General features: G+C 57.9%; 31 protein-coding genes, 1 tRNA gene and 1 pseudogene. 21 read left to right on the forward strand and 12 right to left on the reverse strand.

Going from position 1 to position 25,795, the window contains the following annotated elements; all coding sequences use genetic code 11:
• Positions 1 to 52: 52 nt before the first annotated feature.
• Positions 53 to 607, reverse strand: a complete 555-nt coding sequence (locus tag GDV60_RS16175) for a hypothetical protein (protein WP_159908074.1) — start codon at positions 605 to 607, stop codon at positions 53 to 55.
• A 68-nt stretch (positions 608 to 675) separates the two neighbouring features.
• On the reverse strand, positions 676 to 1,197 hold the full coding sequence (locus tag GDV60_RS16180; protein ID WP_159908076.1) for a hypothetical protein: 522 nt from the start codon (positions 1,195 to 1,197) through the stop codon (positions 676 to 678).
• Positions 1,198 to 1,245: 48 nt separating this feature from the next.
• Between GDV60_RS16180 and GDV60_RS16185 the strand changes: the two are divergent.
• Positions 1,246 to 2,104, forward strand: a pseudogene (locus GDV60_RS16185) (phosphoadenosine phosphosulfate reductase family protein).
• Positions 2,105 to 2,107: 3 nt separating this feature from the next.
• On the opposite strand, the gene GDV60_RS16190 reads toward GDV60_RS16185, so the two are convergent.
• Positions 2,108 to 2,848, reverse strand: coding sequence for a hypothetical protein (locus GDV60_RS16190; RefSeq protein ID WP_218585572.1), 741 nt, complete (start codon positions 2,846 to 2,848; stop codon positions 2,108 to 2,110).
• On the opposite strand from GDV60_RS16190, the gene GDV60_RS16195 reads away from it, so the two are divergent.
• From GDV60_RS16195 to GDV60_RS16235, 9 genes are all read left to right on the forward strand, one after another.
• On the forward strand, positions 2,847 to 2,999 hold the full coding sequence (locus GDV60_RS16195; protein ID WP_159908080.1) for a hypothetical protein: 153 nt from the start codon (positions 2,847 to 2,849) through the stop codon (positions 2,997 to 2,999). The two genes, GDV60_RS16190 and GDV60_RS16195, sit on opposite strands and share 2 nt — an antisense overlap.
• Positions 2,999 to 4,129 (forward strand): HNH endonuclease signature motif containing protein, encoded by a 1,131-nt coding sequence (locus tag GDV60_RS16200; protein ID WP_256679309.1) that lies wholly within the window; start codon positions 2,999 to 3,001, stop codon positions 4,127 to 4,129. Before GDV60_RS16195 ends, GDV60_RS16200 begins: the two co-directional genes overlap by 1 nt.
• Positions 4,130 to 4,211: 82 nt before the next feature.
• Positions 4,212 to 4,346: a DUF4406 domain-containing protein gene (locus GDV60_RS16205; RefSeq protein ID WP_256679387.1), complete on the forward strand. Its 135-nt coding sequence runs from the start codon at positions 4,212 to 4,214 to the stop codon at positions 4,344 to 4,346.
• A gap of 292 nt (positions 4,347 to 4,638) precedes the next feature.
• Entirely contained in the window at positions 4,639 to 4,953 is a 315-nt protein-coding gene (locus GDV60_RS16210) for a hypothetical protein (RefSeq protein ID WP_159908084.1), read from the forward strand.
• Positions 4,950 to 5,660, forward strand: a complete 711-nt coding sequence (locus tag GDV60_RS16215) for a morphogenetic protein (protein WP_159908086.1) — start codon at positions 4,950 to 4,952, stop codon at positions 5,658 to 5,660. The genes GDV60_RS16210 and GDV60_RS16215 overlap by 4 nt, the downstream gene beginning before the upstream one ends.
• Positions 5,657 to 5,923, forward strand: a complete 267-nt coding sequence (locus GDV60_RS16220; protein WP_143007568.1) for a hypothetical protein — start codon at positions 5,657 to 5,659, stop codon at positions 5,921 to 5,923. The genes GDV60_RS16215 and GDV60_RS16220 overlap by 4 nt, the downstream gene beginning before the upstream one ends.
• Positions 5,924 to 6,317: 394 nt before the next feature.
• Positions 6,318 to 6,548, forward strand: a complete 231-nt coding sequence (locus GDV60_RS16225; protein ID WP_070995992.1) for a hypothetical protein — start codon at positions 6,318 to 6,320, stop codon at positions 6,546 to 6,548.
• Between the two features lie 11 nt (positions 6,549 to 6,559).
• Positions 6,560 to 6,796, forward strand: a complete 237-nt coding sequence (locus tag GDV60_RS16230; RefSeq protein ID WP_159908088.1) for a DUF4224 domain-containing protein — start codon at positions 6,560 to 6,562, stop codon at positions 6,794 to 6,796.
• A gap of 4 nt (positions 6,797 to 6,800) precedes the next feature.
• The gene (locus tag GDV60_RS16235) at positions 6,801 to 7,865 is read left to right on the forward strand and encodes a tyrosine-type recombinase/integrase (protein WP_159908090.1); all 1,065 of its coding nucleotides are present in this window, start codon (positions 6,801 to 6,803) and stop codon (positions 7,863 to 7,865) included.
• A gap of 128 nt (positions 7,866 to 7,993) precedes the next feature.
• On the opposite strand, the gene GDV60_RS16240 is transcribed toward GDV60_RS16235, so the two are convergent.
• Positions 7,994 to 8,084, reverse strand: a tRNA-Ser gene (locus tag GDV60_RS16240).
• A gap of 152 nt (positions 8,085 to 8,236) precedes the next feature.
• Here GDV60_RS16240 and GDV60_RS16245 point away from each other — a divergent pair.
• From GDV60_RS16245 to GDV60_RS16275, 7 genes are all read left to right on the forward strand, one after another.
• Positions 8,237 to 8,908: a Bax inhibitor-1/YccA family protein gene (locus GDV60_RS16245; protein ID WP_029293588.1), complete on the forward strand. Its 672-nt coding sequence runs from the start codon at positions 8,237 to 8,239 to the stop codon at positions 8,906 to 8,908.
• 87 nt (positions 8,909 to 8,995) lie between these two features.
• A complete protein-coding gene (gene tusD / locus GDV60_RS16250) occupies positions 8,996 to 9,388 on the forward strand; it encodes a sulfurtransferase complex subunit TusD (RefSeq protein ID WP_133714899.1) in 393 nt (130 codons plus the stop codon).
• A gap of 1 nt (position 9,389) precedes the next feature.
• The gene (gene tusC, locus GDV60_RS16255; protein ID WP_070995989.1) at positions 9,390 to 9,740 is read left to right on the forward strand and encodes a sulfurtransferase complex subunit TusC; all 351 of its coding nucleotides are present in this window, start codon (positions 9,390 to 9,392) and stop codon (positions 9,738 to 9,740) included.
• Positions 9,740 to 10,033 carry a sulfurtransferase complex subunit TusB gene (gene tusB / locus GDV60_RS16260; RefSeq protein WP_092239110.1) on the forward strand — a complete coding sequence of 98 codons (294 nt, stop codon included), beginning with the start codon at positions 9,740 to 9,742 and terminating at the stop codon, positions 10,031 to 10,033. The genes tusC and tusB overlap by 1 nt, the downstream gene beginning before the upstream one ends.
• On the forward strand, positions 10,030 to 10,365 hold the full coding sequence (locus tag GDV60_RS16265; protein ID WP_029293579.1) for a TusE/DsrC/DsvC family sulfur relay protein: 336 nt from the start codon (positions 10,030 to 10,032) through the stop codon (positions 10,363 to 10,365). Before tusB ends, GDV60_RS16265 begins: the two co-directional genes overlap by 4 nt.
• A complete protein-coding gene (locus GDV60_RS16270) occupies positions 10,362 to 11,363 on the forward strand; it encodes a glycosyl transferase family protein (protein WP_104910383.1) in 1,002 nt (333 codons plus the stop codon). Before GDV60_RS16265 ends, GDV60_RS16270 begins: the two co-directional genes overlap by 4 nt.
• Positions 11,364 to 11,451: 88 nt before the next feature.
• The gene (locus GDV60_RS16275; RefSeq protein WP_159908092.1) at positions 11,452 to 12,447 is read left to right on the forward strand and encodes a glutathione S-transferase family protein; all 996 of its coding nucleotides are present in this window, start codon (positions 11,452 to 11,454) and stop codon (positions 12,445 to 12,447) included.
• A 129-nt stretch (positions 12,448 to 12,576) separates the two neighbouring features.
• Here the strand turns inward: GDV60_RS16275 and cysG are convergent, their stop codons facing one another.
• Genes cysG through GDV60_RS16305 form a run of 6 tightly spaced genes read right to left on the reverse strand, consistent with a single transcriptional unit; the run spans position 12,577 to position 20,065 of the window.
• Complete coding sequence (gene cysG, locus GDV60_RS16280) at positions 12,577 to 13,971, reverse strand: siroheme synthase CysG (RefSeq protein ID WP_029293572.1); 1,395 nt, start codon at positions 13,969 to 13,971, stop codon at positions 12,577 to 12,579.
• Positions 13,972 to 15,252, reverse strand: a complete 1,281-nt coding sequence (gene serS, locus GDV60_RS16285; RefSeq protein ID WP_029293570.1) for a serine--tRNA ligase — start codon at positions 15,250 to 15,252, stop codon at positions 13,972 to 13,974.
• A gap of 16 nt (positions 15,253 to 15,268) precedes the next feature.
• Positions 15,269 to 15,643, reverse strand: a complete 375-nt coding sequence (crcB, locus tag GDV60_RS16290) for a fluoride efflux transporter CrcB (protein WP_029293568.1) — start codon at positions 15,641 to 15,643, stop codon at positions 15,269 to 15,271.
• Positions 15,640 to 16,965, reverse strand: a complete 1,326-nt coding sequence (locus GDV60_RS16295) for a replication-associated recombination protein A (RefSeq protein ID WP_159908094.1) — start codon at positions 16,963 to 16,965, stop codon at positions 15,640 to 15,642. Before GDV60_RS16295 ends, crcB begins: the two co-directional genes overlap by 4 nt.
• Positions 16,966 to 16,975: 10 nt before the next feature.
• A complete protein-coding gene (gene lolA, locus GDV60_RS16300; protein WP_159908096.1) occupies positions 16,976 to 17,599 on the reverse strand; it encodes an outer membrane lipoprotein chaperone LolA in 624 nt (207 codons plus the stop codon).
• Between the two features lie 57 nt (positions 17,600 to 17,656).
• Complete coding sequence (locus tag GDV60_RS16305; protein WP_029293562.1) at positions 17,657 to 20,065, reverse strand: DNA translocase FtsK; 2,409 nt, start codon at positions 20,063 to 20,065, stop codon at positions 17,657 to 17,659.
• A gap of 521 nt (positions 20,066 to 20,586) precedes the next feature.
• On the opposite strand from GDV60_RS16305, the gene aat reads away from it, so the two are divergent.
• The 3 genes from aat to infA all read left to right on the forward strand — a co-directional run bounded on the left by aat (position 20,587) and on the right by infA (position 22,349).
• The gene (gene aat, locus GDV60_RS16310; protein WP_029293560.1) at positions 20,587 to 21,267 is read left to right on the forward strand and encodes a leucyl/phenylalanyl-tRNA--protein transferase; all 681 of its coding nucleotides are present in this window, start codon (positions 20,587 to 20,589) and stop codon (positions 21,265 to 21,267) included.
• A 55-nt stretch (positions 21,268 to 21,322) separates the two neighbouring features.
• Positions 21,323 to 22,030 (forward strand): arginyltransferase, encoded by a 708-nt coding sequence (locus tag GDV60_RS16315; RefSeq protein ID WP_029293558.1) that lies wholly within the window; start codon positions 21,323 to 21,325, stop codon positions 22,028 to 22,030.
• Between the two features lie 100 nt (positions 22,031 to 22,130).
• Positions 22,131 to 22,349, forward strand: coding sequence for a translation initiation factor IF-1 (infA, locus tag GDV60_RS16320; RefSeq protein ID WP_002553999.1), 219 nt, complete (start codon positions 22,131 to 22,133; stop codon positions 22,347 to 22,349).
• 188 nt (positions 22,350 to 22,537) lie between these two features.
• Here infA and clpA read toward each other — a convergent pair whose 3' ends face one another.
• Positions 22,538 to 24,808 (reverse strand): ATP-dependent Clp protease ATP-binding subunit ClpA, encoded by a 2,271-nt coding sequence (clpA, locus tag GDV60_RS16325; protein ID WP_070995983.1) that lies wholly within the window; start codon positions 24,806 to 24,808, stop codon positions 22,538 to 22,540.
• 29 nt (positions 24,809 to 24,837) lie between these two features.
• Positions 24,838 to 25,206, reverse strand: a complete 369-nt coding sequence (gene clpS, locus GDV60_RS16330) for an ATP-dependent Clp protease adapter ClpS (RefSeq protein ID WP_029293391.1) — start codon at positions 25,204 to 25,206, stop codon at positions 24,838 to 24,840.
• A gap of 224 nt (positions 25,207 to 25,430) precedes the next feature.
• Here clpS and cspD point away from each other — a divergent pair, with 224 nt between their 5' ends.
• Positions 25,431 to 25,718: a cold shock domain-containing protein CspD gene (gene cspD / locus GDV60_RS16335; protein ID WP_032866679.1), complete on the forward strand. Its 288-nt coding sequence runs from the start codon at positions 25,431 to 25,433 to the stop codon at positions 25,716 to 25,718.
• Positions 25,719 to 25,795: the final 77 nt, after the last annotated feature.

Consider the following 25,795-nt stretch of genomic DNA (forward strand, 5'->3'; position numbering starts at 1 on the left):
CATCGGTTTAGCGGTGACGATCAGAAAAACGATCTGTCGTTAGCTTAACGAATCACACGATCCTCAGGTACTCGATCAGTTTTTCGTCAAGCTGACCTCCGAGAGTATTTGCCCTCATCACGCACTCGGACAGATTCTTGCGAGCGCTCTCTAATCTCAATTTGGCTTCATTGCGCTGCTGGTCGGTAGCCCTTTCTCCCGCCGGAACTCCCAAAGGTTGCGAATCAATAATGCTCAGTTCCTCTCGACAAAATCCCATTTGAGAGTGTAGCTCCTGAATTCCATAACATTCTTCATAAAACTCTGCTACCTGCCGGGCTAAACGCCGAGGTAGATATAGTCGAGCGGTCTTAACATGAGAGGAAAATTCATAAATCCCTGCCTGTGTAGTACTCATGCCTTTGGCTTCCAAATGCATGCGAGCAACCACAAACGCTCGATACAGGTCTTTCTGGAGCGTGTGCACGCTGATTTTATTTGCCAGTTTCGCTTCCTTAGCAGACTTCCAAGAGAAAGCAGCGGCTACGACTGAAACAACAAGTGCAAAACAAGCCAAACTATTTGTCCAAAATACTGGACTCGTAGGTATTTCCCAGTTCACCGCCATCTGCACGCCTCCATACGATCCCGTATAAATTAACAACTCAAGCCGACGAAGCGACACTGCAAGCAATGTCACTTGCCTTTGATAAGCCTTAGGTTTTTTCTTAAATCTCTGCCTGAACGATTTAATCGCTCAATAGCGGTGAAGCCAGCATCTCTCTTAGAGCTATCTGAGTCATGAACCCCATGCCAGCCAAGAACAGCAATTTGAAAATCTTTAATTCCATTGCACACACATGCCAGCTCAGTCTTCAGTTCTGCACAAGGCGCGCGCCGCTCCATCTCTCGAATGGCTTCTAGATGTGCACCGGCCCTACCTGCAAGATCTTGTCGCTCATCTCTTCCGGCGCTGTTGGCAGCGTGGGCAATTTCCGATAGTTCCGATGCTGCTAATTCTACCGCGACGGCGCCGTTCAAAACCGCCTCTTTAACTGCGACAAGGTGAGCACGAACAACCTTTCGCTGCTTTGTTCCGAGGCGATACGCTCGAAAGAGCCAACCTAGCGCGGCTACAACTACGCCTCCTCCTAGGGCTAGCCACGCTGCTAGACCTTGGTGCGCTTCAAACCAAGCCAGCAAGACATCCATAGGCATTCTCTTCCCTCCTTGAAATCCGAGACTATATACCGACAAGGCCATCTTATGCGTACCTACAAATTGCTCGGCACAACGGTCGTCAGCTTTTCCGGCGGACGCACCAGCGCCTACATGTTGCGCCAGGTGCTGGACAACAATGAGGACCTGAGCGATCTGGTTGTCACCTTCGCCAATACCGGGAAGGAACACCCTGCCACGCTAGAGTTCGTTAGGGAATGCGCCGAGCGCTGGAAGGTGCCGATTGTCTGGCTTGAGTTTCGCGACAATGACTCAGGGTTTGCGGTCGTGGATTACGCCAACGCGAGCCGCCAGGGCGAACCGTTCGAAGCACTGATCCGCAAACGCAAGTATCTGCCCAACCCGGTGACCAGATTCTGCACCATCGACCTCAAGATCCGAATCATCCACAAGTATCTGCGTAGTCTGGGCCTATCTACCGAGGAGGTGCCGGTCGACATGATGACCGGCATCCGTGCCGACGAACCGCGCCGAGTCGTGAAGATCCGGCACCGCAAAAGCACCAGCGAAAGCAAGTGGGCAACCATGGTAATGCCGTTGGCTGACGCCGGTGTCGGGGTGCAGGACGTGACCGACTTCTGGGGGGGGCCAACCTTTCGACCTGATGCTACCGACGATCAACGGCAGGACGCTGGAAGGCAACTGCGACCTTTGCTTCCTGAAAGGTGCCAAGCAGGTCTATTCAATCATCGCCAGCGACCGGCCCAAGCCCGAGTGGTGGGCTCGCATGGAAAGCTCAGTGGTATCCGGCGGCAAGTTCACCGGCGACGGCGCACGCTTCCGCAGTGACCGCCCCAGCTACCAGCAGATGCTTGATTACTCCGACACCCAACTCGACATGTTCGCCGATCACGACGAGGCAATTGAATGCTTCTGCGGTGATTGATCTTTATAGTAATTGTTTTTGTGTTCCCGGGTATGCCTTATCTAGCGTCAAGTACACATCAAGAATTTTTTCTTTAAGACTTTCTCGAACCTCAGCAACGCTAGAAAAATCTGCAATTGACATATCAAGTGCAACTTTAGATAAAAGATCCACTGACTCTCTAGCACGATCACGATGGTCAATCATACTCTGCAGTTTATCATGACGCTCCTCATTCATATTGTTGAAAAACTCTTCTCGAAACCTGAAAGACATGTCATGTTGCCGATCAAAATCGCGCTCATGCATATTCATTCGCATCTCAACCAAACGTACAGCAGACTCCTGAGCCGAAGCGATTTGGAGGGTTAGAGAGTCTTGATCAGAGCGTGCGATCTGCGCCCGCTGAGTCTCGAACACCTCCAACTGCAGAGAGTTCATCCGATCAAATTCTTCCCGTTGAGAGTCGAGAAGTTCCCGCTGTAAATACACAGTCTTCAATACAGCCAACAATGTCAAAAACGAAACTAACGGGCCAAATACCCCTCCTACATAAGATCCAAAATCGGACCACTCAGATGAACTGGAAGATAGCTCACCTCCAAATTTCACGCGATATAGATAAAGAGTGATAATTAGAGTTAACGCTGCCGCCGCTACTGTGAGAAACCAAAAGCTAAAGAGGCCTCTTCTGAGTCGGCAGAATAAATTCCACATATAAAGCTCTCCTAAAATTTCGCAATCATACCGGCGAGGAGCCAGCATGCCCATTGCTTATGGAAGCGTTTTCAGCGGCATCGAAGCCGCTACACAGGCCTGGCACCCGCTGGGCATGCGCGCCGCCTGGTTCGCTGAGATTGAGCCAGCATTTCGCTATTGCGTCATCCGCCGGGGCGAGCGAGCATTGACCATCTGATGAATGCTGCTGCACACAAGGACGTTTCGTTGAAAATCCCCGCGGTAAAAAAAGAGAAGCTCGACCAAGCTTTGAAGCAGTTTGATGAAAAGTTTCGCCATGCTCCCGAGTGGAAAGGCTGGACTGAAAACCAAGCACATCGTTACGCAATCAGCGCGAACAGCACTTTGTACCCTGCAAAAAAAATAGTATCTCTGGCCACTGGAGTTCCGGTCGGCCTGTTCTCTGGTGGCAAGCCCACAAATGGATATTTGGAGCGGCACGGATTCACAATCGTTGACCTCCCCCGATCAACCATCCCTGAGCTTAGGTTTGTAGTTGGTCAGGTCTACGATCGAAAAACCGAGATTCACGATCTGTTCGGTGGAAGCAGACAAAGCGGGATTTCACCGTCCGCGCAGTCACCAACGATATTCATTTTTACGGGCGAATCTGGCGAGCAATTTGGGTATACGGACAGACGTGAGGCAGATGGTGTTTTCACCTATACCGGTGAAGGTCAGTCTAGCCATATGACCATGACAAAAGGAAATCTCGCCATCCTTCAACACGCGGAGATGGGAAGGTCTCTTCACCTTTTCAAGGCCCTGGGAAAGAGTCAGGGGCAGGAATACCTAGGAGAGTTCACCTGTGCGAGCCACGAGTGGCGCACCGGCCTAGATAAGCACCTTAACGATCGGAAAACATTGATTTTCAAGCTTGTCCCTGTAGGACTTGAGTTGAACTGGCAGTTATTTTCGGATGAAGGTGAAGTAACGAATCCCGAGCTTTCGCTTTCCGAGGCCAGACAAGTAGCCTTGGCTGCCGCAGCAGCGGGCTTGACGAGCGGAGAAAGTTCAGCTCTCAGAACTGTATATCGGCGCAGCAAACGAATTGCCGAATATGTTTTGAGAAGGGCTGCCGGAAATTGTGAAAGCTGCAAAAATCCAGCCCCGTTCATGAAGACCAATGGCTCCCCCTACCTTGAGCCACACCATATCAATCGACTATCAGATGGTGGCCTCGACCATCCACGCTACGTAGGTGCCATTTGCCCGGCATGCCACCGCGAAATACACCACGGACTGCACGGAAAGGCAAAGAACGAAGCGTTGAAAACATACGTCGCCAATATTGAGCCGAAGTCATAAGAATCCCTTGTCGGCAGCCATACCATCACCAACCCCTCCCGGCACCTATAACGACTGTATGCGCCGCGACATTGCCGCCCTGATGGACTGCGACACCGTGGCCACTCTGCCCGGCTGGAAAGAATCGAAGGGTGCTCTGCTCGAAGTCCTGATTACGCTGCACCTCGGCATGAGGATTGTGAATGCACATGAGCTGTTAACTAGGGAGGCGGTATGAGCAACAGGGCGAGGATGTGACCAGCGGACCAAGGCGTTGAGTTACTAGCCCAGAGGAAGGGAGTTGTTTAACTCTCAGCTAACTACTTCGGTCCACTGATTCACTGCCCACTGCTTGAAGAGCGCGCTCCAATGACTTGATAGAGCGCCAGTCGGATAAGCACGTCAACAACACATATCTGAAATACCTGAGCGACAGGTAATTTCTAGCAACGATCCATGGTTTCGTCCAGGGTCGTTTTCAAATATTCCTCACCATCACAGTCAGCCGCTATAGCGGCAAGGACGAAGTCATGCCTGAAGAAAAGTTGATTGGCCCCGTCGAAGTCGTGCGTGAAGAAGGCGGGTATTGGTACCACCCAGATGTACCGGAATTCGATGAGGACGCCGAAGCCTGGAAAGCGTGGCTCAGCGCCCAAGGCCTGAAGGTGATCGGCTGGCACATGGACTCCGATATGGAAACCCACCCTTACTGGGAACATGGCGAGGCTCACTGCCTCGGGTGGGAGCCAGTAACTCCGCCTGCGTACGATTGGTTCCTGCTCGGCATTTTCGATACGGACGACGGCCCTTACGTCCAGTGGGCACGCCGGGAGGTGACACCGTGAGCCAGATCAAAGAACGCCCCATCCTGTTCACGGCGCTGATGGTGCGCGCCATCCTGGAAGGCCGGAAGACGGTGACGCGGCGGGCAATCAAGGTTCAGCCGCATATCGATGCCAGTGGCAATTTCTGCGTAGGCAGCTCCAACTACGGCCAGGACGGTTACGGCAAACCTGTGACCAAGCACTTCGTCAACGGCTGCTGCCCCTATGGCAAGCCCGGCGACCGGCTGTGGGTGCGCGAGACCTTCGCCTTGCTCGGCAACGAAGACGGCTGCTGTATCGACTGGCAAGACAACTTGGTCAAAGGCGACGAGCGCGGCGCGGCACGGATCTACCGGGCAAGCTGTCCGACGGGCGACTACGGGCTTAATCAGATCCCAGCGAAGGCGGAATGGAAGCCAGATACTGAAGCCATGGAGTATGACGGCGCATGGCGCCCCAGCATCCACATGCCCCGCTGGGCCAGCCGCATCCTGCTGGAGATCACCGACGTGCGCGTCGAGCGGTTGCAGGACATCAGTGGGGACCAGGCTGAGGCCGAAGGCGTAGATGCCGCCATGTGTCAGCAGTTCCTCGAGACTTCGCCGAGTCGATACCTATGCAAAGAAGCTGTGATCCATGGCTTCGCAGGGTTATGGAACTCCATCGGCGGCAACTGGGACGCCAACCCGTGGGTCTGGGTGGTCGAGTTCAAGCGGGTGACGCCATGAGCGATTCCCCGAAGAGTCTCGGCTGGATGGACCACGGAAAGACAGATTGCGGCCTCTTGGTAATGAGTCGATGGGATAGCCCGGATCGCGATGACAACGCCAAAGACCTGCAGCGCTTTGTGAAAGATGTGAAGCGAAGCGGGCTCAACCACTCCCGCATTGAGCGCTGCGAAGGCGATCAATTCCCGGAATGGGTTGGCGAGCTCCATTGCGACGATACGCAATGCCAGTGCCGACGTTTCCTTCGCATCAAACAAGCCTAACCCCAATCCCCCTACATGCCTGCCGGTGAGCGAACTCACGGTAACTGGCTGTCGATCCATCGCTCCGCAGCTGCCATCGCATCACCCAGTGCCGACGGATAGTCAGGCCATGGACCCGTCAACTCGGCGGCAACTTCGCCCAATCCTTCAACGGCTGCCGGCTCGATGATTCTCGCAAATGCGGGTACGTCATCGTTTGGTCGCCTCCATTCGAACTTGAGAAACAACGTATGCCCCCGATAGGCGTGAACGACTGGAACATCAAGATTGTGTGGCACGCGCCCTCCCTGACACAGAAACCAAATTGAGCCGTGTTTGTAGCCCTTATCCGTCCCCATTTCCATCGAGGCAATTTGCTATCAACTTCTGCTGCCCAGCGTGGCGAGGACACCCCATGTACGCAACGAAACTCACCCTGCTCATCACGGCCATCGTGTTGTACGTGGCGGGGTCCATCTTCTGGTTTTTCTGGCAGGTGCCGGAGCTGCTCTCCACCGGTACCGACCAACACCTGATCGCAGCATTCGCCGGCACCGTCGCCTGGATGCTACTCACCTTCGGTTTCATCATCCACATCATCAAGACAGCGCGGCCTACTGGCCCGCATGACAGTCCCCGGGCATAGAGGTGCACACCATGGAAATGCAAAGCGAAACGCTTGCCGAGGAAGAGATCGCGGCAATAACGGGCTACATGATCCCGTCCAGGCAGATCGAGTGGCTCAACAAAAACGGCTGGAAATACGTACTGACTCGCTCGCGCCGACCAGTGGTGGGCCGCGTTTACGCCCGGATGAAGTTGGCCGGAGTGAAGCCATCAGCAGAGAACGTTGCGGCCGAAGCCTGGTCGCTAGACTTGTCAAAGGTAGGATAAAAAGATGCGAGCAAAAAAGGCGGCAAACAGGGACCTGCCGCCGCGGATGATACGGCGTGTGCGCACGCTGAAAGGCGGTAAAGAGTGGGTTGGGTACTACTACGACGGGAGGAGTGAAGACGGGAAGCGGGTGGAGATTCCGCTCGGGGGTGACCTGGAAATTGCAAAGGCTGAATGGGCAAAGCTCGACTGCAAGCCGGTACCGAAGAAAGGAGCCCTGCTGGGCCAGGTGTTTGACCGTTACGAGCGCGAGATCATCCCAGGCAAGGCACCCAAGACGCAGAGCGATAATCTCCTGAGCCTGAAGCAACTGCGCAAAGCGTTCAGCGACGCCCCTATTGATGCGGTTACACCACAGATCATCGCGCAGTACAGGGATAGCCGGACCGCCAAGGTAAGAGCCAACCGGGAAATATCACTGTTGTCGCACATCTACAACATTGCGCGGGAGTGGGGGCTCACCGAGAACAACCCTGCCGCCGGCGTGCGCAAGAACAAGGAGGCGCCTCGAGACTTCTACGCAACTGAGGAGATCTGGAGCGCCGTTTACGCAGTCGCAGCCTCGGAGCTTCGCGATGCTATGGACTTGGCCTACCTGACCGGACAGCGCCCCGCAGATGTGCTTTCGATGCGCGAGGCTGATGCGGTAAATGAATTCCTGCAGGTGTCGCAAGGCAAGACGGCCAAGAAGCTCCGGATCCGCCTTACCGCTGCCGGAAACCTTAATGACCTGGGCACACTGGTCGAGCGACTGATAGAGCAGCGGCGCTCGCGTGGAGTACGGACTCCATACCTAATAATCACTGAAGATGGCCGGCAGGTGACCAAGCCGATGCTACGCCTACGCTTTGACGATGCCAGGAACAAGGCAATTGCCATTGCTAACGAGGCGGGAGACGGCGTGCTTGCGGCGAGCATCCGGCAGTTCCAGTTCCGCGACATCCGACCAAAAGCAGCCAGTGAGATATTGGACCTTGGCGATGCCAGTCGCCTGCTTGGGCACACGGATAAGCGGATAACCGAGACGGTTTATAGGCGCGTTGGCGAGATCGTGAAACCGACACGTTGATAGAGCATCTGACAGTAGTTGCGGAAAGCGTCGTAAACGATGCGGAAACTGTTAGTTTAAAACCCAGTCCAATTATCGAACGCCAGAAACACAAAAGCCCCGCATAAGCGGGGCTTTCGTATGAATCTTGGCGGGAAACCAGGGATTCGAACCCTGGGAACGCTATTAACGTTCGCCGGTTTTCAAGACCGGTGCATTCAACCACTCTGCCAATTTCCCTTGTGCAACACAGGATTATAGTAGCCCATCCTGTCTCAGCGGGCGCCATAATACCCGAATGAAACACACTGTCAAACTCTCTGCATAGCTTGTTACAGAGCGTCTGTTATGATCTTTGCGACTGAACGTTTCAAAACTGAAGGAGTGTCGCCATGCGCGAACAGGATTACGCAGTTAATAGCAACGTGCAGGCTGAGCAGCTAGAGGTTAGCCGCGTCCTGCGCAATACATACGGCTTGCTCGCCCTCACCCTCGCATTTAGCGGCGTGATGGCGTATGTGGCGCAGCAGATGCGTGTTGGCTACCCGAATATCTTCGTGGTGTTGATCGGCTTCTACGGCCTGTTTTTCCTCACCAACAAGCTGCGCGACTCGGCCTGGGGCCTGGTGTCGGCGTTTGCCCTGACCGGTTTCATGGGGTTCCTGCTGGGCCCGATCCTTAACCGTTACCTGGGCATGCAGGGCGGCGCGGAAGTGGTCAGCTCGGCGTTTGCCATGACGGCATTGGTGTTTGGTGGCCTGTCGGCCTATGTACTGATCACCCGTAAGGACATGAGCTTCCTCGGCGGTTTCATCACGGCTGGCTTCTTCGTGTTGCTGGCGGCGGTGTTGGCAAGCATGTTCTTCCAGATCAGCGGCCTGCAGTTGGCGATCAGCGCCGGTTTTGTGCTGTTTTCCTCGGTCTGCATCCTGTTCCAGACCAGCGCCATCATCCATGGCGGCGAGCGTAACTACATCATGGCGACCATCAGCCTGTATGTATCGATCTACAACCTGTTTGTCAGCCTGTTGCAGATCTTCGGCATCATGAGCCGCGACGACTGATCCCAGCCCCATCAAAAAGCCCGCTTCGGCGGGCTTTTTGTTGCCTGCGGCTTTATCATTGGCACAGGTTTACCTACAGAGTGTTCCATGAAGTTCGCAATTGCGCTGTTTTCCGCCGCCCATGCGCCCTCCTCGCGCCGTGCCCTGCTGTTTGCCCAGGCTGCACTGGCCGGCGGGCATGAGATTGTGCGGCTGTTTTTCTACCAGGATGGCGTCTACAGCGCCGCCAATTCGGTGGTCACGCCGCAGGATGAGCAGGACATCGCCCAACAATGGCGCGCCCTGGTCGGCGAGCACCAACTCGATGGCGTGGTATGCATCGCTGCCGCGTTACGGCGCGGCGTGCTCAATGCCGAGGAGGCTGCGCGCTACCAGCGCAGTGCGGTGAACCTCGATGCGCCCTGGGCGTTGTCGGGCCTTGGGCAATTGCACGATGCAATCCAGGACGCCGACCGCCTGATTTGCTTTGGAGGGCCATGAAATGTCCAGATCCTTGCTGGTAATCAGTCGCCAGGCGCCGTGGTCCGGGCCCAGTGCGCGGGAAGCGCTGGATGTGGTACTGGCCGGTGGCGCATTCGACTTGCCGATTGGGCTGCTGTTTCTCGATGACGGGGTGTTTCAACTGGCACCTGCACAGAATGCCAAAGCCGTGCAGCAGAAGGATGTGACAGCCAACCTGCAGGCGCTCTCGCTGTTCGGCATCGATGAGGTGTTTGCGTGCAGCCACAGCTTGGCCGAGCGTGGATTGAGCGCCCCTGATAGCGCGCAGCCACTGAGCAGCGAACAGATTTCCCAGATGATTGACCGTTACGATCAGGTGATGACCCTCTGATGTCGACTTTGCATGTATTGTCCCACTCTCCCTTTTCCGACAGCCGACTGGACAGTTGCCTACGGCTGTGTGGTGCACAAGATGCGATCCTACTGTGCGGCGATGCAACCTATGCCCTGCAAGCCGGTAGCGCGCCCTTCAAGGCCCTGGAGGTCAGTGCCGTGGTCATCTTCGTGCTTGCCGAAGACGCCCAGGCCCGGGGCCTGTCATTGCCGGAGTGGGCCAAGAGTGTTGACTACCCAGGTTTTGTGCAGTTGTCGATCGACCATGACAAGGTCAACAGTTGGTTATGAATACGCTGACCGTAGGCGCGCGCGCACTAGAACTGGACAAAGACGGTTACCTGGCTGACCTCAATGACTGGTCAACCGAGGTGGCCAACGCTTTGGCAAGCGCTGAAGAACTGGAATTGACCGACGAACACTGGGAAATCCTCGAGCTGCTCAGGGGCTTTTACCAGGAGTTCCAGTTATCACCGGCCACCCGCCCGCTGATCAAGTACACCGCCTTGAAGCTGGGCCCGGAAAAGGGCAACAGCCTGCACCTCAACCGACTGTTCAAAGGCACTCCCGCCAAACTTGCCGCCAAGCTGGCGGGCCTGCCCAGACCGACGAATTGTTTATGACCGACTTCGCCCCGTTGATCACCGAAACTCCCGCCGAACATCCCTTTGCGCCGTTTGTGCGCATCCTCGGCAAAGGCAAGCGCGGTGCCCGCAGCCTGACGCGCGAAGAAGCGCGGGAAGCCATGGGCATGCTGCTCGACGAGAAGGTCGAGGAGTCCCAGCTCGGCGCGTTCCTGATGCTGCTGCGCCACAAAGAAGAGAGCCCAGAGGAACTCGCCGGCTTCACCGAGGCCCTGCGCGAACGCCTGAACCCGCCGGCACTGCAGGTGGATGTAGATTGGCCTACCTACGCCGGGAAAAAACGCCACCTGCCGTGGTACCTGCTGGCCGCCAAGTGCCTGGCGCAGAACGGCGTGCGAATTTTCATGCATGGCGGCGGCGCCCACACAGCCGGCCGGCTGTACACCGAACAGTTGCTGGGTGAGCTGCAGATTCCACTGTGCCGCAACTGGCAACAGGTCGAGACCGCCCTTGCGCAAGGCAACCTGGCGTTTATGCCGCTGGGCGACTGGGCCCCGCAACTGCAACGCATGATTGACCTGCGCAACATCCTTGGCCTGCGCTCACCTATCCATTCCCTGGCGCGCATCCTCAACCCACTGGGCGCACGCTGCGGCCTGCAAAGCATCTTCCATCCCGGTTACCAGGGTGTACATCGCGATGCCAGTGGCCTGCTGGGTGACAACAGCATTGTGATCAAGGGTGATGGCGGCGAGATCGAGATCAATCCCGACTCCGCCAGCCACTTATATGGCACCACCGGTGGCGCAAGCTGGGATGAGGAGTGGCCTGCCCTCTCCGCCCAGCGCCACGTCAAGCCGGCCAGCCTCGATCCCGAGCATTTGAAGGCCCTGTGGCGCGGCGAAGTGCAGGATAGCTACCCGCAGTTGGCGCTGATTGCCACCATGGCCCTGGCCCTGCGCGGCCTTGGGCACCCACGGGAGCAGGCTTTTGAACTGGCCCAGCAGTACTGGGATGCGCGGGACAAATCGATTTAATCGATCATTAACCCCGAGCCTTTGCGCTATTTGTTCGAACCCAGACGATTAGACTGCACTCCAACGCTTAATAGCCAAGGAGTCAGTCATGGGTTTGCTGATTGAAGGACACTGGCATGACCAGTGGTACGAAAGTAGCGCAGATGGCGCATTCCAACGGGAACAGGCGCAACGCCGGCACTGGGTCACCGCAGATGGCCAAGCTGGCCCAAGCGGCGACAGCGGCTTCAAAGCCGAAGCCGGCCGCTACCACCTCTATGTCTCCCTCGCCTGCCCCTGGGCGCACCGCACCCTGATCCTGCGCAAACTCAAGGGTCTGGAGAGACTGATCGACGTTTCAGTGGTCAGTTGGCTGATGCTGGAAAATGGCTGGACCTTCGACAAGGCCCATGGCTCTACCGGCGACAGGCTCGACGACTTTGCCTTCATGCACCAGCGCTACACCGCCGATACCGCCGACTACACCGGGCGCGTCACGGTGCCGGTGCTGTGGGACAAGAAGCTCAATCGCATCGTCAGCAATGAGTCGGCGGAGATCATCCGCATGTTCAACAGCGCGTTCAACGAGCTGACGGGCAACACCCTGGACTTCTACCCCGAGCCATTGCGCCCGACCATCGACGCGTGGAACGAGCGGATCTATCCCGCCGTGAACAATGGCGTGTATCGCGCAGGCTTTGCCACTTCGCAGCAGGCGTACGAAAGTGCCTTTGATGATGTATTTGCCGAGTTGGATCACCTGGAGCAGCACTTGGGTGGTCACCGCTACCTCGCAGGTGAATACCTGACCGAGGCTGATGTACGCCTGTTTACGACGCTGATCCGGTTTGATGCGGTTTATTACAGCCACTTCAAATGCAACCTACGGCGGATTGCGGATTATCCGAACCTGTCGAATTGGTTGCGCGAGCTGTATCAATGGCCGGGGGTGGCCGAGACGGTGGATTTTGCCCATATCAAGGGGCATTACTACGCCAGCCACCGCACGATCAATCCGACAGGGATTGTGCCGAAGGGACCGTCGCAGGCGTTTGACAGCAAACATGACCGGCAGAAGATGAGCAGCAAGGGCGTCTGGAGCTGAAGCAAAAACTGTAGGAGCGAGCTTGCCCGCGAAGTTCGTCAACGATAACGCGGGCATTCTGGAGGCACGCGGCGCAGTTGAATTTTTCGCGAGCAAGCTCGCTTCTACAATTGATATGAGTGCCGGTGATCACACCTGGGACTGAGCACCTTCGAACCACTTCAGCTTCTCACGCAACACCACTACTTCTCCTACGATCACCAGTGTCGGCGCATGCACTTCATGCTCCGCTACCAGACGTGGCAGGTCAGCCAGGGTGCCCGTAAACACACGCTGGTTGGACGTGGTGCCTTGTTGGATCAGCGCTGCCGGGGTGTCTGCCGACCGACCATGGCGGATCAGTTGCTCGCAGATGATCGGCAAGCCGATCAAGCCCATGTAGAACACCAGGGTCTGCGACGGCCCGACCAAGTCATTCCAAGGCAAATCCGAAGTCCCGTCTTTCAAGTGCCCGGTGATGAAACGCACGGATTGCGCATAATCACGATGGGTCAAGGGAATACCGGCGTAAGCCGCACAACCGCTGGCCGCGGTAATCCCCGGCACCACCTGGAACGGGATGCCATTGGCCGCCAGTTCCTCGATCTCTTCACCGCCACGCCCAAAAATAAACGGGTCGCCGCCTTTGAGGCGCAGCACGCGCTTGCCCTGCTTGGCCAGTTTCACCAATTGCTGGTTGATCTGGTCCTGCGGCACCGCATGATCGGCGCGGCGCTTGCCGACATATACCCGCTCGGCGTCGCGACGGCACAACTCAAGAATCGCTGGCGCCACCAGGCGGTCATATAGCACTACGTCGGCTTGCTGCATCAAGCGCAGGGCGCGAAAGGTCAGGAGGTCCGGATCACCGGGGCCCGCACCGACCAAATACACTTCACCCGGCGCATGGGGCGGCTTGCCATTGACCTTCTCTACCAGCAAACGCTCAGCTTCATCGCCTTGCCCAGCCAGTTGCCGATCGGCAATCGGCCCTTGGAAAACCTCTTCCCAGAAAGCCCGGCGCTGTTGCACATCGGGATACAAACCTTTGACCTGCGCCCGAAAGCGCGCGGCCAGCCCGGCCAATTGGCCGTAGGTGGACGGGATCCAGGTTTCCAGCTTGGCACGGATCAAGCGCGCCAGCACCGGCGCGTCGCCGCCACTGGACACTGCAATCACCAAGGGCGAGCGGTCGACAATCGCCGGGAAGATCACGCTGCACAAGGCCGGCGCATCCACCACATTGACCGGCACACACCGGCGTCGGGCATCGCTGGACACTTGCGCGTTCAGCGGCTCGTCGTCGGTCGCCGCGATGATCAGGGTGCAACCATCAAGGTCCGCCTCCTGATAACCACGCACAATCAGTTCACCGCCACTGCCCTGCACCAATTCCCGTAACTGATCTTCGATCAGGGGAGCAACCACCCGCAACAACGCGCCGGCATCGGCCAGCAGCCGGGATTTGCGCAAGGCAATCTCCCCGCCACCGACGACCAACACACGACTGCCGCGCAGGTTATGAAACAGCGGCAGAAATTCCATTTAGCCGATGACCTCAACGCCCGCCATGTACGGCTTGAGCACTTCAGGCACGCGGATCGAACCGTCAGCCTGTTGGTAGTTTTCCAGCACCGCGACCAGGGTGCGGCCTACGGCCAGACCCGAACCGTTGAGGGTATGGACCAATTCCGGCTTGCCGGTCTCCGGGTTGCGGAAACGCGCCTGCATGCGCCGGGCCTGGAAATCACCGCAGTTGGAGCACGAAGAAATCTCGCGGTATTTGTCCTGGCTCGGCACCCATACTTCCAGGTCGTAGGTCTTCACCGCGCTGAACCCCATATCGCCAGTGCACAGCGCCAATACGCGGTACGGCAGCTCCAGCAGTTGCAGGACGCGCTCGGCGTTGGCGGTCAGGCCTTCCAGGGCTTCCATGGAGGTCGACGGCTCGACCACTTGCACCATCTCGACCTTGTCGAACTGGTGCTGGCGGATCATGCCGCGGGTGTCACGGCCCGATGCGCCGGCTTCACTACGGAAGCACGGGCTGTGGGCGACGAACTTGATCGGCAGTTGCTTGGCGTCGAGGATCTCGCCGGCCACGATATTGGTCAGCGACACTTCGGCGGTCGGGATCAGGTACAGATCGGCTTCGCCATCGCGGCTGATCTTGAACAGGTCTTCCTCGAATTTCGGCAGCTGGCTGGTGCCCATCAGTGCCGGCGCCTGCACCAGGTAAGGGGTGTAAGCCTCTTCGTAACCGTGTTCGCCGGTGTGCAGGTTGATCATGAACTGCGCCAGGGCACGGTGCATGCGCGCAATCGGGCCGCGCAGCAAGGCAAAGCGCGCGCCGGACATTTTGGCGGCGGTTTCAAAATCCAGGCCACCGGTCAATTCGCCCAGGGCGACGTGGTCCTTGATCTCGAAATCAAAGGCTTTTGGCGTACCCCAGCGGCGTACTTCGACGTTACCGTCTTCGTCTTCGCCAACCGGCACCGACTCGTGCGGCAGGTTGGGAATGCCCAGAAGGATCGAATCCAACTCGGACTGAATCTTGTCCAGCTCGACTTTGCCGTCGGACAGCTCGCTGCCCATGCGCTCGACGTCCGCCATCAGCGGCGCGATGTCTTCACCACGCTGCTTGGCCTGACCGATGGATTTGGAACGTGCATTGCGTTCAGCCTGCAGTGCTTCGGTGCGGGTCTGGACGGTCTTGCGCTGTTCTTCCAGCGCTTCGATGCGCGCAACATCCAAGGCAAAGCCGCGGGATGCCAGGCGGTCCGCTACGTCCTGAAGGTTGCTACGTAACAGTTTGGAATCGAGCATGTCGGTCTCTCGTTTATCAAAGTTTGGTCAAGGACAGGCCAGCCCAGGTGGCAAGCAGCCCGCCGAATACACTGATGGCCACATAGCTTAATGCCAGCGGCACTTGCCCGCTTTCCAGCAGGCGCACGGTATCCAGTGAAAAGGATGAAAAGGTAGTCAGGCCGCCAAGGAAGCCCACCATCAACCCGGCGCGCACTTCAACAGGCACCTCCGGGCGTAACAGAAACAGGCCGTATAACACGCCGATCAGCAGGCAGCCCACGATATTAACGGCCAGCGTCGCGCTATAGAAGTGTTTCGGCCAATTGGCGTTGATCCAATTGCCCGTGGCAAAGCGCAACAAGGTCCCGGCTACACCGCCAACGGAGACTGCGACGACCAAGGGAATCATGATTTTCTCCGCTGTTTCGGGCTCAGGCGGTCAAGTTGCGCCAAGTGGTTGAGCTTTTCCCCGATCTTCAGCTCCAGACCACGAGGTACCGGCTGATAGAAGGACTGAGGGTCCAGATCGTCGGGAAAGTAGTCTTCCCCGGCGGCATAGGCATCCGGCTCATCGTGGGCATAGCGATATTCGTCGCCATAACCCAATTGCTTCATCAGCTTGGTGGGCGCGTTGCGCAGATGCAGCGGGACCTCCAGCGAGCCGTGCTCGGCCGCTGCACGCAATGCCGATTTGAAGCCCATGTACACCGCATTGCTTTTCGGCGCACAGGCCAGGTAAGTGATGGCCTGCGCTACCGCCAACTCGCCTTCCGGGCTGCCCAGGCGCTCCTGGACCTCCCATGCCGCCAGGCACAGGCTCAGGGCGCGGGGATCGGCGTTGCCGATGTCCTCGCTGGCCATGCGCACCACGCGCCGGGCCAGGTACAGTGGATCGCAACCGCCGTCGATCATGCGTGCAAACCAATACAACGCGCCGTCCGGGTTGGAGCCGCGTACAGATTTGTGCAAGGCGGAAATCTGGTCGTAAAAGGCTTCGCCGCCCTTGTCGAAGCGCCGCCGGGTATCACCCAACAGGCTTTGCAGCAGGTCGACGCCAATCTCACTGTTGTCTTCGGCCAGGTCAGAGGCGTTCTCCAGCAGGTTGAGGAAACGTCGACCGTCACCGTCAGCCGCCGCCAGCAGAATCTTGAAACCCTCCTCCCCCAGGCTCAAATGGCGTTTGCCCAGCCCCTTGTCCTCGCCCAGCGCCCGCTGCAACAGCTTCTGCATTGCGGCTTCATCGAGGCTCTTGAGCACATACACTCGCGCCCGCGAGAGCAAGGCGTTGTTCAGTTCAAACGAGGGGTTTTCCGTGGTGGCGCCGATGAAAATCAGCGTGCCGTCTTCCACGTAAGGCAGGAATGCATCCTGCTGGGATTTGTTGAAACGATGCACTTCGTCGACAAACAGGATGGTGCGCCGACCGTACTGCCCGGCCTGCTGCTTGGCGACCTCCACTGCCTGGCGGATCTCCTTGACCCCGGCCAACACTGCCGAGACCGTTTCAAAGTGTGCATCCGAGACTTTCGCCAACAGCCGCGCCAGGGTGGTCTTGCCCACGCCCGGCGGCCCCCAGAAAATCATCGAGTGCAGGGCACCCTGCTCCAGGGCCTCGCGCAGGGGCTTGCCGCGGGCCAGCAGGTGCTCTTGCCCGACATACTCATCCAGGTTGGTCGAGCGCAAACGCGCGGCCAAAGGCTGGGCAATCGGGTCACTTCGAAACAGGTCCATGGGCAGCGATTTACTCCTGGATCACATCGGCACCCTTGGGGATGTCGAACTTGAACGTGGAGGCTGGGACCGGTTCATTGGCCTTGACCCCGGTGAACAGGATATTGGTGCGCTGGCCGACACTGTCGACCAACTGCATATCGTTGATCACGCCGTTGCGGAACGACAGGCGCAGGCTGTCGAACAGCGTGTCCCTGGACTTGGGCTTGAGGGTGAAGTCGATCACATTGCTCTGTTGCTTGGAGGTGATCTCGAAACTCTCGCTGATCTGCGACACATCACCGGACAGCAGCAAGGCCGGGGTCTGGCTCAGGCGCGGGTCGAGGGTCTTGATGGTCGCCTGCTCCAGGTCCGGGTCCCACAGCGTGACTTTCTTGCCATCAGAAACGATGGTCTGCTCGTTGGGCGCGTCGGTTTTCCAGAAGAACAGGCCTGGGCGCTGCACCGCCATTTCACCGGCCGTTTCCTGCAACTGCGTGCCGCCGCCGTCCAGGGTCAACTGGGAGAAGCGCGCGGTCAGGGTCTTGGATTTGTCCAGCAGGTTGGTCAGGCTCGCGACGGAGGCCTGGTCAGCGTGGGCCGAAAACGCGGTCAAGGCCAATGCCGGCAACAACAGCATGCGGATAAGACGCATGGGAGTCCTCATAGAATGATGTGAAAGGCGCGCCGCGTGCTGCCACGCGGCACGAGGTCAGTCGCGCATCGGCCCTGGCGCGATCACTTCGCGCGAGCCGTTGGTGTTCATTGCCGTGACGACGCCGGCCATTTCCATGGATTCGATCATACGCGCGGCGCGGTTGTAGCCGATCTTCAGTTTACGTTGCACCGCAGAGATCGAGGCGCGACGGCTTTCCAGCACGAACGCTACCGCTTCGTCATACAGCGCGTCGGTCTCGGCATCATCGTCGCCGCCACCGCTGCCACCGTCGAAGCCGCTGCCGGCCTCCTCGACACCCGCCAGGATATCGTCGTTGTATTCCGGCGCACCGCGCAGTTTCCAGGCCTCGACCACGCGGTGCACCTCGTCATCGGAAACGAAGGCGCCGTGAACGCGGATCGGCAGGCTGGTGCCGGGCGGCATGTAGAGCATGTCACCATGGCCCAGCAGTTGCTCAGCGCCGCCCTGGTCGATGATGGTCCGCGAGTCGATCTTGCTCGACACCTGGAACGCCATACGCGTCGGGATGTTGGCCTTGATCAGACCGGTGATCACATCCACCGATGGCCGCTGGGTAGCAAGGATCAAGTGGATCCCGGCGGCACGGGCCTTCTGCGCGATACGGGCGATCAGTTCTTCGACCTTCTTGCCGACGATCATCATCATGTCGGCAAATTCGTCGACCACGACGACGATGGTCGGCAGCTTGGTCAGCAACGGCGCTTCATCGTGAATGCTTTCACGCTTGTACAGCGGGTCGGTCAGCGGCGTACCGGCGTCTTGGGCTTCCTTGACCTTGGCGTTGAAGCCTGACAGGTTACGCACCCCCATCTTCGCCATCAGCTTGTAGCGTCGCTCCATCTCGGCAACGCTCCAGCGCAAGGCGTTGGCGGCGTCCTTCATGTCGGTCACCACCGGGCACAGCAGGTGCGGAATGCCTTCGTAGATCGACAGCTCCAGCATCTTCGGGTCGATCATGATCAGCTTGGCGTCTTCCGGGCCGGACTTGAACAGGATCGACAGGATCATCGCGTTGACCCCCACCGACTTACCGGAGCCGGTGGTACCGGCCACCAGCAGGTGAGGCATTTTCGCAAGGTCTGTGATCACCGGCTTGCCGCCAATGTCGTGACCCAGGGCCAGGGTGACCGGCGACTTGAAGTTGTCGTATTCCGGGGTCGACAGCACTTCGGAGAAACGCACGATCTGACGATCTTCGTTGGGAATCTCAATGCCCACGGTGGTCTTGCCGGGGATCACTTCCACCACGCGCACGCTGGTCACGGCCAGGGAGCGCGCAAGGTCTTTGGCCAGGTTGGCGATACGGCTGACCTTGACCCCAGCGGCCGGCTGGATCTCGTAACGGGTAATCACCGGGCCTGGGTGAATCGAATCCACCGACACTTCGACACCAAACTCCTTGAGCTTGATTTCCAGCAGATGGCCAACGGCCGCCAGGGATTCCGGGGAATAGTTGAGTTGTTTCTTTTCCGCCGGATCAAGGATCGAGATCGGCGGCAAGGTGCCTTCGACGGCGCTGTCGATAAACAGCGGCGCCTGCTTTTCCTTCTGCACACGATGACTTGGCTCGGGCGCCTTGACCGGTGCGGGAGCGATGACCGGCGGCACTTGTTTCTCGCGATCAGACATGTGCTTGGTCAGCGCCTGCTCACGCTCGATCAAGCGCTCCTTGACCTTGGCCTGCTCACGGCGGTCAGGCGTACTCGGAGCCACCACTTCGTTGACCCGTGTATCGACTTCACGCAGTTGCGCAACCATGCGTTTGCGGTCCACGCGGGCTGCCCACCAGCGGTTGGCAGCGCCTTGGAACAGCTCGAACAGATCGAGGGTGATCTTGCCGGTCACATCCATGACCTTGAACCAGGACAAGTCGGTAAACACCGTCAAGCCAAACAGGAACAGGGCAATGAACATCAGCGTGCTGCCCTGGATATTCAGGGTCTTGCGGGCCAGGTCACCCAGGCTTTCGCCCAGGGCGCCGCCCGCACCCGCCGGCAGGCCGGTCGGTGCATGGAAATGGATATGTGCCAGCGCCGCGCCCGACAACACCAAAAACACCAGGCCGATCAGGCGCCAGGAAAACAGCCAGCCGCTCCACTGCCACGGCTCGTGGCGCTGGCGGAAGATCTGCCATGTCTTGATCGCCAGCAACAGCGGGAAGATATAGGCGAAATAACCGAGGATCATGAACAGGATATCGGCGCTGTAGGAGCCCACAGGCCCGCCGAAGTTCTGCACATCATCGATCTTGCTGTTATGGCTCCAGCCCGGATCGTCCTTGCCATAGGTCAGCAAAGCCATCATCAGGAACAGGCATAAAGCACCGATGGCAATCAGCGCGCCTTCCTTGAGCCGATAGTGCAGGTGCTGGCGCCAGGCCGGTACCACTGCTGTTTTGGGTGCTGCGGCGGATTTCTTCAAAACGGGTCTTTTCCTGCGCCTTAAGCGCGTCCAACAGTTGAATGACTATAAAAATACTGCCCAACCCGGGCAGGTGAAAAGTGAACGAGCGTCGTCAAGCGTCCTATAACACTCCGTGACTGCGTCATGAACAGGCGTTAACACCGGCCCACAAGGACATAGTGCCGCCATTGTACGGGTTTGTGTGCCCGTTGCCACGCTGCCGGCCTCGCTCCTGAAGCATACACAAGCGCATTGCCCATACGTTTCAATTTGAGCATGCATTGTCTTTACTGACAAAGGCTTATGAGCTGTTTTTATCAGACTGGACAAGCTTTACCCTGCATTCCCGCCCAACGGATGGCGGCATGACGCGATTACGACCGCATCACCGCTATAGAGTTGCAGAAACACTCGCTCATGCATCTGGGCACTGATTGCGCGATCGCGCTGGCCGAGTGGCGCCGGGTCGACAATAATCACTGCCTACGCGGCGGGCCTTGGCCTGTCACCGCCCTCCCCTTCCGTAAGCCTGACTACCCATGCTCACCTGGTTGCAACGCAATACCCTGACTTTCCCACCGCTGGCAAAAGCCATGCGTGAACCCAACGGCCTACTCGCCGCCGGTGGCGACCTGTCCGCCGACCGCCTGGTCCAGGCCTATCGCCATGGCTGCTTCCCCTGGTTCTCGGAAGGCCAGCCCATCCTGTGGTGGTCGCCCGACCCGCGCACGGTATTGTTCCCCGCAGAGCTGCACGTATCCCGCAGCCTCGCCAAGCTGCTGCGCCAGCAACGCTACGAGGTGACCTTCGACCAGGACTTCGCCGCCGTCATACAGGCCTGTGCTGCACCTCGCAGCTATGCAGACGGCACCTGGATCACCGACGCCATGCAGAACGCCTACCTGCAACTGCACCAACGGGGCTATGCCCATTCTGTCGAGGTGTGGGACCAGGGCACGCTGGTTGGCGGCCTGTACGGCCTGGCCATGGGCCAGTTGTTCTTTGGCGAATCGATGTTCAGCCGCGCAGACAACGCCTCGAAATTCGGCTTTGCCACGCTCGTCAGGCAATTGCAGGCTTGGGGGTTTGTCCTGATCGACTGCCAGATGCCCACCGATCACCTGCACAGCCTCGGCGCCCGCGCCATCCCCCGCAGCGACTTTGCCGGTTACCTGCGCGACCATCTTGATCAAGCCAGCAGTGGGCCGTGGGTTTCTTAGGCGACATGCGCACACCTGGCTTACACTTATTTCAAAGCTTATCCGAGGGTTGATCATGACCGAGTTGGCGCGCTTGAAGTTTTATGCCACTCAACCCCACTCTTGCAGCTACCTGCCCGAAGAACAGGCGACGACGCTGTTCCTCGACCCCAGCCAGCCGATGGACGTGCACGTGTATGCGGACCTGTCAGAGATGGGCTTTCGGCGCAGTGGCGACCACCTGTATCGGCCGCACTGCCAGAACTGCAACGCGTGTGTGCCGGCGCGCATACCTGTGGCGCAATTTTTGGCGGACCGTAATCAAAAACGCATCCTCAAACGTAATGCCGACCTGATCGTGACCGCAGCCAAGCCCGGTTTCAGCGAGGAATATTTCGATCTTTACCAGCGCTACATCGAACAGCGCCACGCAGACGGCGACATGTTCCCACCCAGTCGCGACCAGTTTTCCACGTTTCTGGTGCGCGACCTGCCGTTCTCGCGCTTCTACGAATTCCGGCTTGAAGGAAGGCTGCTGGCGGTCGCGGTCACCGACCTGCTGCCCAATGGCTTGTCGGCGGTCTACACCTTTTACGAGCCCGCTGAAGAGCGCCGTAGCCTGGGGCGCTTCGCCATCCTGTGGCAGATCAGTGAAGCATCCAGGCAAAATCTGGAAGCGGTGTACCTCGGATACTGGATAAAAAACTGCAAAAAGATGAACTACAAGACCCAATACCGGCCCATAGAGCTGCTAATTAATCAAAGATGGGTCACGCTTAACTAGAACCCCTTGGCTTAAACACCCTTTTTCGGGCACAATGCACGCCGCTTTTGCCTGGCGCAGTTGCACCGGGCCATTCACTGGATACCGAGGGCTTTACTGCATGTCGAAAGAAGACAGCTTCGAAATGGAAGGCACTGTCGTCGACACCCTGCCCAACACCATGTTTCGTGTGGAGTTGGAAAATGGGCACGTCGTAACCGCGCATATCTCCGGCAAGATGCGCAAGAACTACATTCGTATTCTTACCGGTGACAAAGTGCGCGTCGAGCTGACGCCCTATGACTTGAGCAAAGGGCGCATCACTTACCGCGCTCGCTAAACAAGTCAATACAAGACGCCCGGTTATGCCGGGCGTTTTTGTGTGTGTGTGGGATTTATAGAGGTCGCAAAACAACTGTAGGAGCGAGCTTGCTCGCGAAGAACCCCAGGACAACGCACCGAATCAGGAAGCATGCGTTATCGTTGGCGATCTTCGCGAGCAAGCTCGCTCCTACAGGTTTACAGCGGTCAGGCCATTTCGGCCGTGGTCTCGAACTCGAAGGTCAGCTCGCCATCCTTCAGGTCGATATGCACCACGCCACCATGGTCGGACAGCTCGCCAAACAGGATCTCTTCGGCCAGTGGCCGCTTGATCTTGTCCTGGATCAGACGCGCCATTGGGCGAGCACCCATTGCCGCGTCGTAGCCACCCTCGGCGATCCAACTGCGTGCCGCTTCCGTCACTTCCAGCTGCACGCGCTTGTCTTCCAACTGCGCCTGAAGCTCGGTAAGGAACTTGTCCACCACGCTCTTGATAACCTCATGACTGAGGCGACCAAACTGGATAATGGTGTCCAGGCGGTTACGGAATTCCGGCGTGAAGCTCTTCTTGATCACTTCCATGGCGTCGGAAGAGTGATCCTGATGAGTAAAGCCAATGGAAGCCCGCGCGGCCGTCTCGGCACCGGCGTTGGTGGTCATGATCACGATCACGTTGCGGAAGTCCGCCTTGCGCCCGTTGTTGTCGGTCAGGGTCCCGTGGTCCATGACCTGCAGCAGCAGGTTGAAGACTTCCGGGTGGGCCTTTTCGATTTCATCGAGCAACAGTACGCAGTGAGGCTGCTTGGTGATCGCCTCCGTCAACAGGCCGCCCTGGTCGAAGCCGACATAGCCCGGAGGCGCACCGATCAGGCGCGACACGGTGTGCCGTTCCATGTATTCGGACATGTCGAACCGCACCAGCTCAATGCCCATGGCCTTGGCCAACTGCCGTGCTGCTTCGGTCTTGCCGACGCCGGTAGGCCCGGCGAACAGGAACGAACCCACCGGTTTGTCCGGCGACTTGAGACCGGCACGGGACAGCTTGATCGCCGTCGACAGCGAATCAATCGCCGCATCCTGGCCAAACACCGTCAGCTTGAGGTCGCGCTCCAGGTTACGCAGCAGCTCCTTGTCGGAACTGGTGACGTGTTTTGGCGGAATACGCGCGATTTTCGCCACGATATCCTCGACCTGGGCCACTTCGATGCGCTTCACACGTTTCTCTACCGGCTGCAAGCGCTGGTAGGCCCCCGCTTCGTCGATCACATCGATGGCCTTGTCCGGCATGTGCCGGTCATTGATGTAGCGCGACGCCAGCTCAGCGGCCGCACGCAGTGCCTCATCACTGTATTCGATGCCGTGGTGCGCTTCGAAACGGCCTTTGAGCCCACGCAGGATACCAATGGTGTCCTCGACCGAAGGCTCGGACACGTCGACTTTCTGGAAGCGACGCGCCAGGGCACGATCTTTTTCGAAGATCCCGCGAAACTCCTGGAACGTAGTCGAGCCGATGCAGCGGATATCACCCGAAGACAGCAGCGGCTTGAGCAGGTTGGAAGCGTCCATCACCCCACCGGACGCCGCACCGGCGCCAATGATGGTGTGGATTTCATCGATAAACAGGATCGCCTGCGGACGCTTTTTCAGCTCGCCAAGCAACGCCTTGAAACGCTTTTCAAAGTCGCCACGGTACTTGGTCCCGGCGAGCAACGCCCCCAGGTCAAGGGAGTAGACGACACTGTTGGCCAGCAGGTCAGGCACCTGATTGTCCACAATACGCTTGGCCAGGCCTTCGGCAATCGCGGTCTTGCCCACGCCCGCCTCGCCCACCAGCAGCGGGTTGTTCTTGCGACGACGAGCCAGGATCTGCGCAACACGCTCGACTTCCATCTCGCGCCCAACCAGCGGATCGATCCGCCCCTGGCGCGCCAACTCGTTGAGATTGCTGGCATAGGCATCCAGCGGGTTGCTTGAAGAAGAAGACTCGCCGCCCTCGTCGTCCTGCATATCCTGCTCACCCTCGGAGTGATCGCCATGCCCTGGCACTTTCGAGATGCCATGGGCGATGTAGTTGACGACATCAATACGAGCAACGCTCTGCTGCTTGAGCAGGAACACCGCCTGGCTTTCCTGCTCACTGAAGATGGCAACCAATACATTGGCGCCCGTCACTTCACGCTTGCCGGAGCTCTGCACGTGGAAGACAGCACGCTGCAACACCCGCTGGAAGCCCAGGGTTGGCTGGGTCTCACGGTCCTCGTCATGCACGGGGATCAGTGGCGTGGTGGAGTCAATAAACTCTTGCAGGTCATGCTTGAGTTTGTCGAGGTTGGCGCCGCACGCACGCAGAACGGTGGCGGCAGCTTCGTTATCCAAAAGTGCCAGCAGCAGGTGTTCGACGGTCATGAATTCATGACGCTTCGAACGGGCCTCCTTGAAGGCAAGATTGAGGGTGACTTCGAGCTCGCGGTTTAACATAGCTTCACCTCATACCCAAGTGGTCGGAGTTAACCGTCCTTCTCGATTTCACAGAGTAGCGGATGCTGGCTTTCCCTGGCGTACTGGTTGACCTGCATGGCCTTGGTCTCGGCGATGTCGCGGGTAAACACTCCACATACTGCCCGTCCTTCTGTGTGAACGGCCAGCATTACCTTGGTCGCCAACTCGCGGTTCAGATTAAAAAACACCTCGAGTACTTCGACGACGAAATCCATCGGCGTGTAGTCATCATTGAACAAAACCACCTTGTACATCGGCGGCGCCTGTAAAGCAGGCTTGGCCTCCTGAACAGCGATGCCTGCAGAACCGTCATCGTCTTCTAGATGATCCGGGCGATCCTGATTGAATGTTAGTCGAATCTGGCTGAATGCATGCATGGAAAGAAAGGTTCGTCTGTTGTGCATTTACAGTGATGGGGGCGACCTGTCAGAAATTCAACTCCGACCGACTGGTCACCTTGACTATCGGCAAAACGGTGTTACAACCAATAGAACCCACAGTGGGTAAAAAAGGTCCGCGCAGTCAACCTTATTTATTCGGGTTAGGACGGATAAACTGGATGATACTCCAGTGATGGAGTCTGGTGCAGAGGGATATGGGTATGTCTGGCAGCAAGATCAGTGGCAAGGTCAAATGGTTCAACAATGCCAAGGGGTACGGCTTCATTAATGAAGACGGTAAGGATGAAGACCTCTTTGCGCATTACTCGGCGATTACCATGGAGGGTTACAAAACGTTGAAAGCCGGTCAATTGGTGTCCTTTAAGATCATCCAGGGACCTAAAGGCCTGCACGCTGTCGAAATCTGCGCAGCTGCAACTGGCACTCCCCACGAAGACCACGACAACGCAGATAGATCCGCTCAGTCGAAAAAGAAACAAACGGCCTAATCAGCCACTGAGTAGATACCCTGCATAAAAAACGGCCACCCTGATCAGTCAGGATGGCCGTTTTTTTATCGCCTTCG

This window comes from Pseudomonas sp. DTU12.1 (assembly GCF_009873475.1).
GTDB classification, from domain to species: domain Bacteria; phylum Pseudomonadota; class Gammaproteobacteria; order Pseudomonadales; family Pseudomonadaceae; genus Aquipseudomonas; species Aquipseudomonas proteolytica.

Excerpts from the sequence above, each read along its gene's own strand:
- GDV60_RS16175 (WP_159908074.1), bottom strand. The coding sequence starts at position 607 with ATGGCGGTGAACTGGGAAATACCTACGAGTCCAGTATTTTGGACAAAT.
- GDV60_RS16180 (WP_159908076.1), bottom strand. The coding sequence starts at position 1,197 with ATGCCTATGGATGTCTTGCTGGCTTGGTTTGAAGCGCACCAAGGTCTA.
- GDV60_RS16195 (WP_159908080.1), top strand. The coding sequence starts at position 2,847 with ATGCCCATTGCTTATGGAAGCGTTTTCAGCGGCATCGAAGCCGCTACA.
- GDV60_RS16190 (WP_218585572.1), bottom strand. The coding sequence starts at position 2,848 with ATGCTGGCTCCTCGCCGGTATGATTGCGAAATTTTAGGAGAGCTTTAT.
- GDV60_RS16200 (WP_256679309.1), top strand. The coding sequence starts at position 2,999 with ATGAATGCTGCTGCACACAAGGACGTTTCGTTGAAAATCCCCGCGGTA.
- GDV60_RS16205 (WP_256679387.1), top strand. The coding sequence starts at position 4,212 with ATGGACTGCGACACCGTGGCCACTCTGCCCGGCTGGAAAGAATCGAAG.
- GDV60_RS16210 (WP_159908084.1), top strand. The coding sequence starts at position 4,639 with ATGCCTGAAGAAAAGTTGATTGGCCCCGTCGAAGTCGTGCGTGAAGAA.
- GDV60_RS16220 (WP_143007568.1), top strand. The coding sequence starts at position 5,657 with ATGAGCGATTCCCCGAAGAGTCTCGGCTGGATGGACCACGGAAAGACA.
- GDV60_RS16225 (WP_070995992.1), top strand. The coding sequence starts at position 6,318 with ATGTACGCAACGAAACTCACCCTGCTCATCACGGCCATCGTGTTGTAC.
- GDV60_RS16230 (WP_159908088.1), top strand. The coding sequence starts at position 6,560 with ATGGAAATGCAAAGCGAAACGCTTGCCGAGGAAGAGATCGCGGCAATA.
- GDV60_RS16235 (WP_159908090.1), top strand. The coding sequence starts at position 6,801 with ATGCGAGCAAAAAAGGCGGCAAACAGGGACCTGCCGCCGCGGATGATA.
- GDV60_RS16245 (WP_029293588.1), top strand. The coding sequence starts at position 8,237 with ATGCGCGAACAGGATTACGCAGTTAATAGCAACGTGCAGGCTGAGCAG.
- tusD (WP_133714899.1), top strand. The coding sequence starts at position 8,996 with ATGAAGTTCGCAATTGCGCTGTTTTCCGCCGCCCATGCGCCCTCCTCG.
- tusC (WP_070995989.1), top strand. The coding sequence starts at position 9,390 with ATGTCCAGATCCTTGCTGGTAATCAGTCGCCAGGCGCCGTGGTCCGGG.
- tusB (WP_092239110.1), top strand. The coding sequence starts at position 9,740 with ATGTCGACTTTGCATGTATTGTCCCACTCTCCCTTTTCCGACAGCCGA.
- GDV60_RS16265 (WP_029293579.1), top strand. The coding sequence starts at position 10,030 with ATGAATACGCTGACCGTAGGCGCGCGCGCACTAGAACTGGACAAAGAC.
- GDV60_RS16270 (WP_104910383.1), top strand. The coding sequence starts at position 10,362 with ATGACCGACTTCGCCCCGTTGATCACCGAAACTCCCGCCGAACATCCC.
- GDV60_RS16275 (WP_159908092.1), top strand. The coding sequence starts at position 11,452 with ATGGGTTTGCTGATTGAAGGACACTGGCATGACCAGTGGTACGAAAGT.
- cysG (WP_029293572.1), bottom strand. The coding sequence starts at position 13,971 with ATGGAATTTCTGCCGCTGTTTCATAACCTGCGCGGCAGTCGTGTGTTG.
- serS (WP_029293570.1), bottom strand. The coding sequence starts at position 15,252 with ATGCTCGATTCCAAACTGTTACGTAGCAACCTTCAGGACGTAGCGGAC.
- crcB (WP_029293568.1), bottom strand. The coding sequence starts at position 15,643 with ATGATTCCCTTGGTCGTCGCAGTCTCCGTTGGCGGTGTAGCCGGGACC.
- GDV60_RS16295 (WP_159908094.1), bottom strand. The coding sequence starts at position 16,965 with ATGGACCTGTTTCGAAGTGACCCGATTGCCCAGCCTTTGGCCGCGCGT.
- lolA (WP_159908096.1), bottom strand. The coding sequence starts at position 17,599 with ATGCGTCTTATCCGCATGCTGTTGTTGCCGGCATTGGCCTTGACCGCG.
- aat (WP_029293560.1), top strand. The coding sequence starts at position 20,587 with ATGCTCACCTGGTTGCAACGCAATACCCTGACTTTCCCACCGCTGGCA.
- GDV60_RS16315 (WP_029293558.1), top strand. The coding sequence starts at position 21,323 with ATGACCGAGTTGGCGCGCTTGAAGTTTTATGCCACTCAACCCCACTCT.
- infA (WP_002553999.1), top strand. The coding sequence starts at position 22,131 with ATGTCGAAAGAAGACAGCTTCGAAATGGAAGGCACTGTCGTCGACACC.
- clpA (WP_070995983.1), bottom strand. The coding sequence starts at position 24,808 with ATGTTAAACCGCGAGCTCGAAGTCACCCTCAATCTTGCCTTCAAGGAG.
- clpS (WP_029293391.1), bottom strand. The coding sequence starts at position 25,206 with ATGCATGCATTCAGCCAGATTCGACTAACATTCAATCAGGATCGCCCG.
- cspD (WP_032866679.1), top strand. The coding sequence starts at position 25,431 with ATGTCTGGCAGCAAGATCAGTGGCAAGGTCAAATGGTTCAACAATGCC.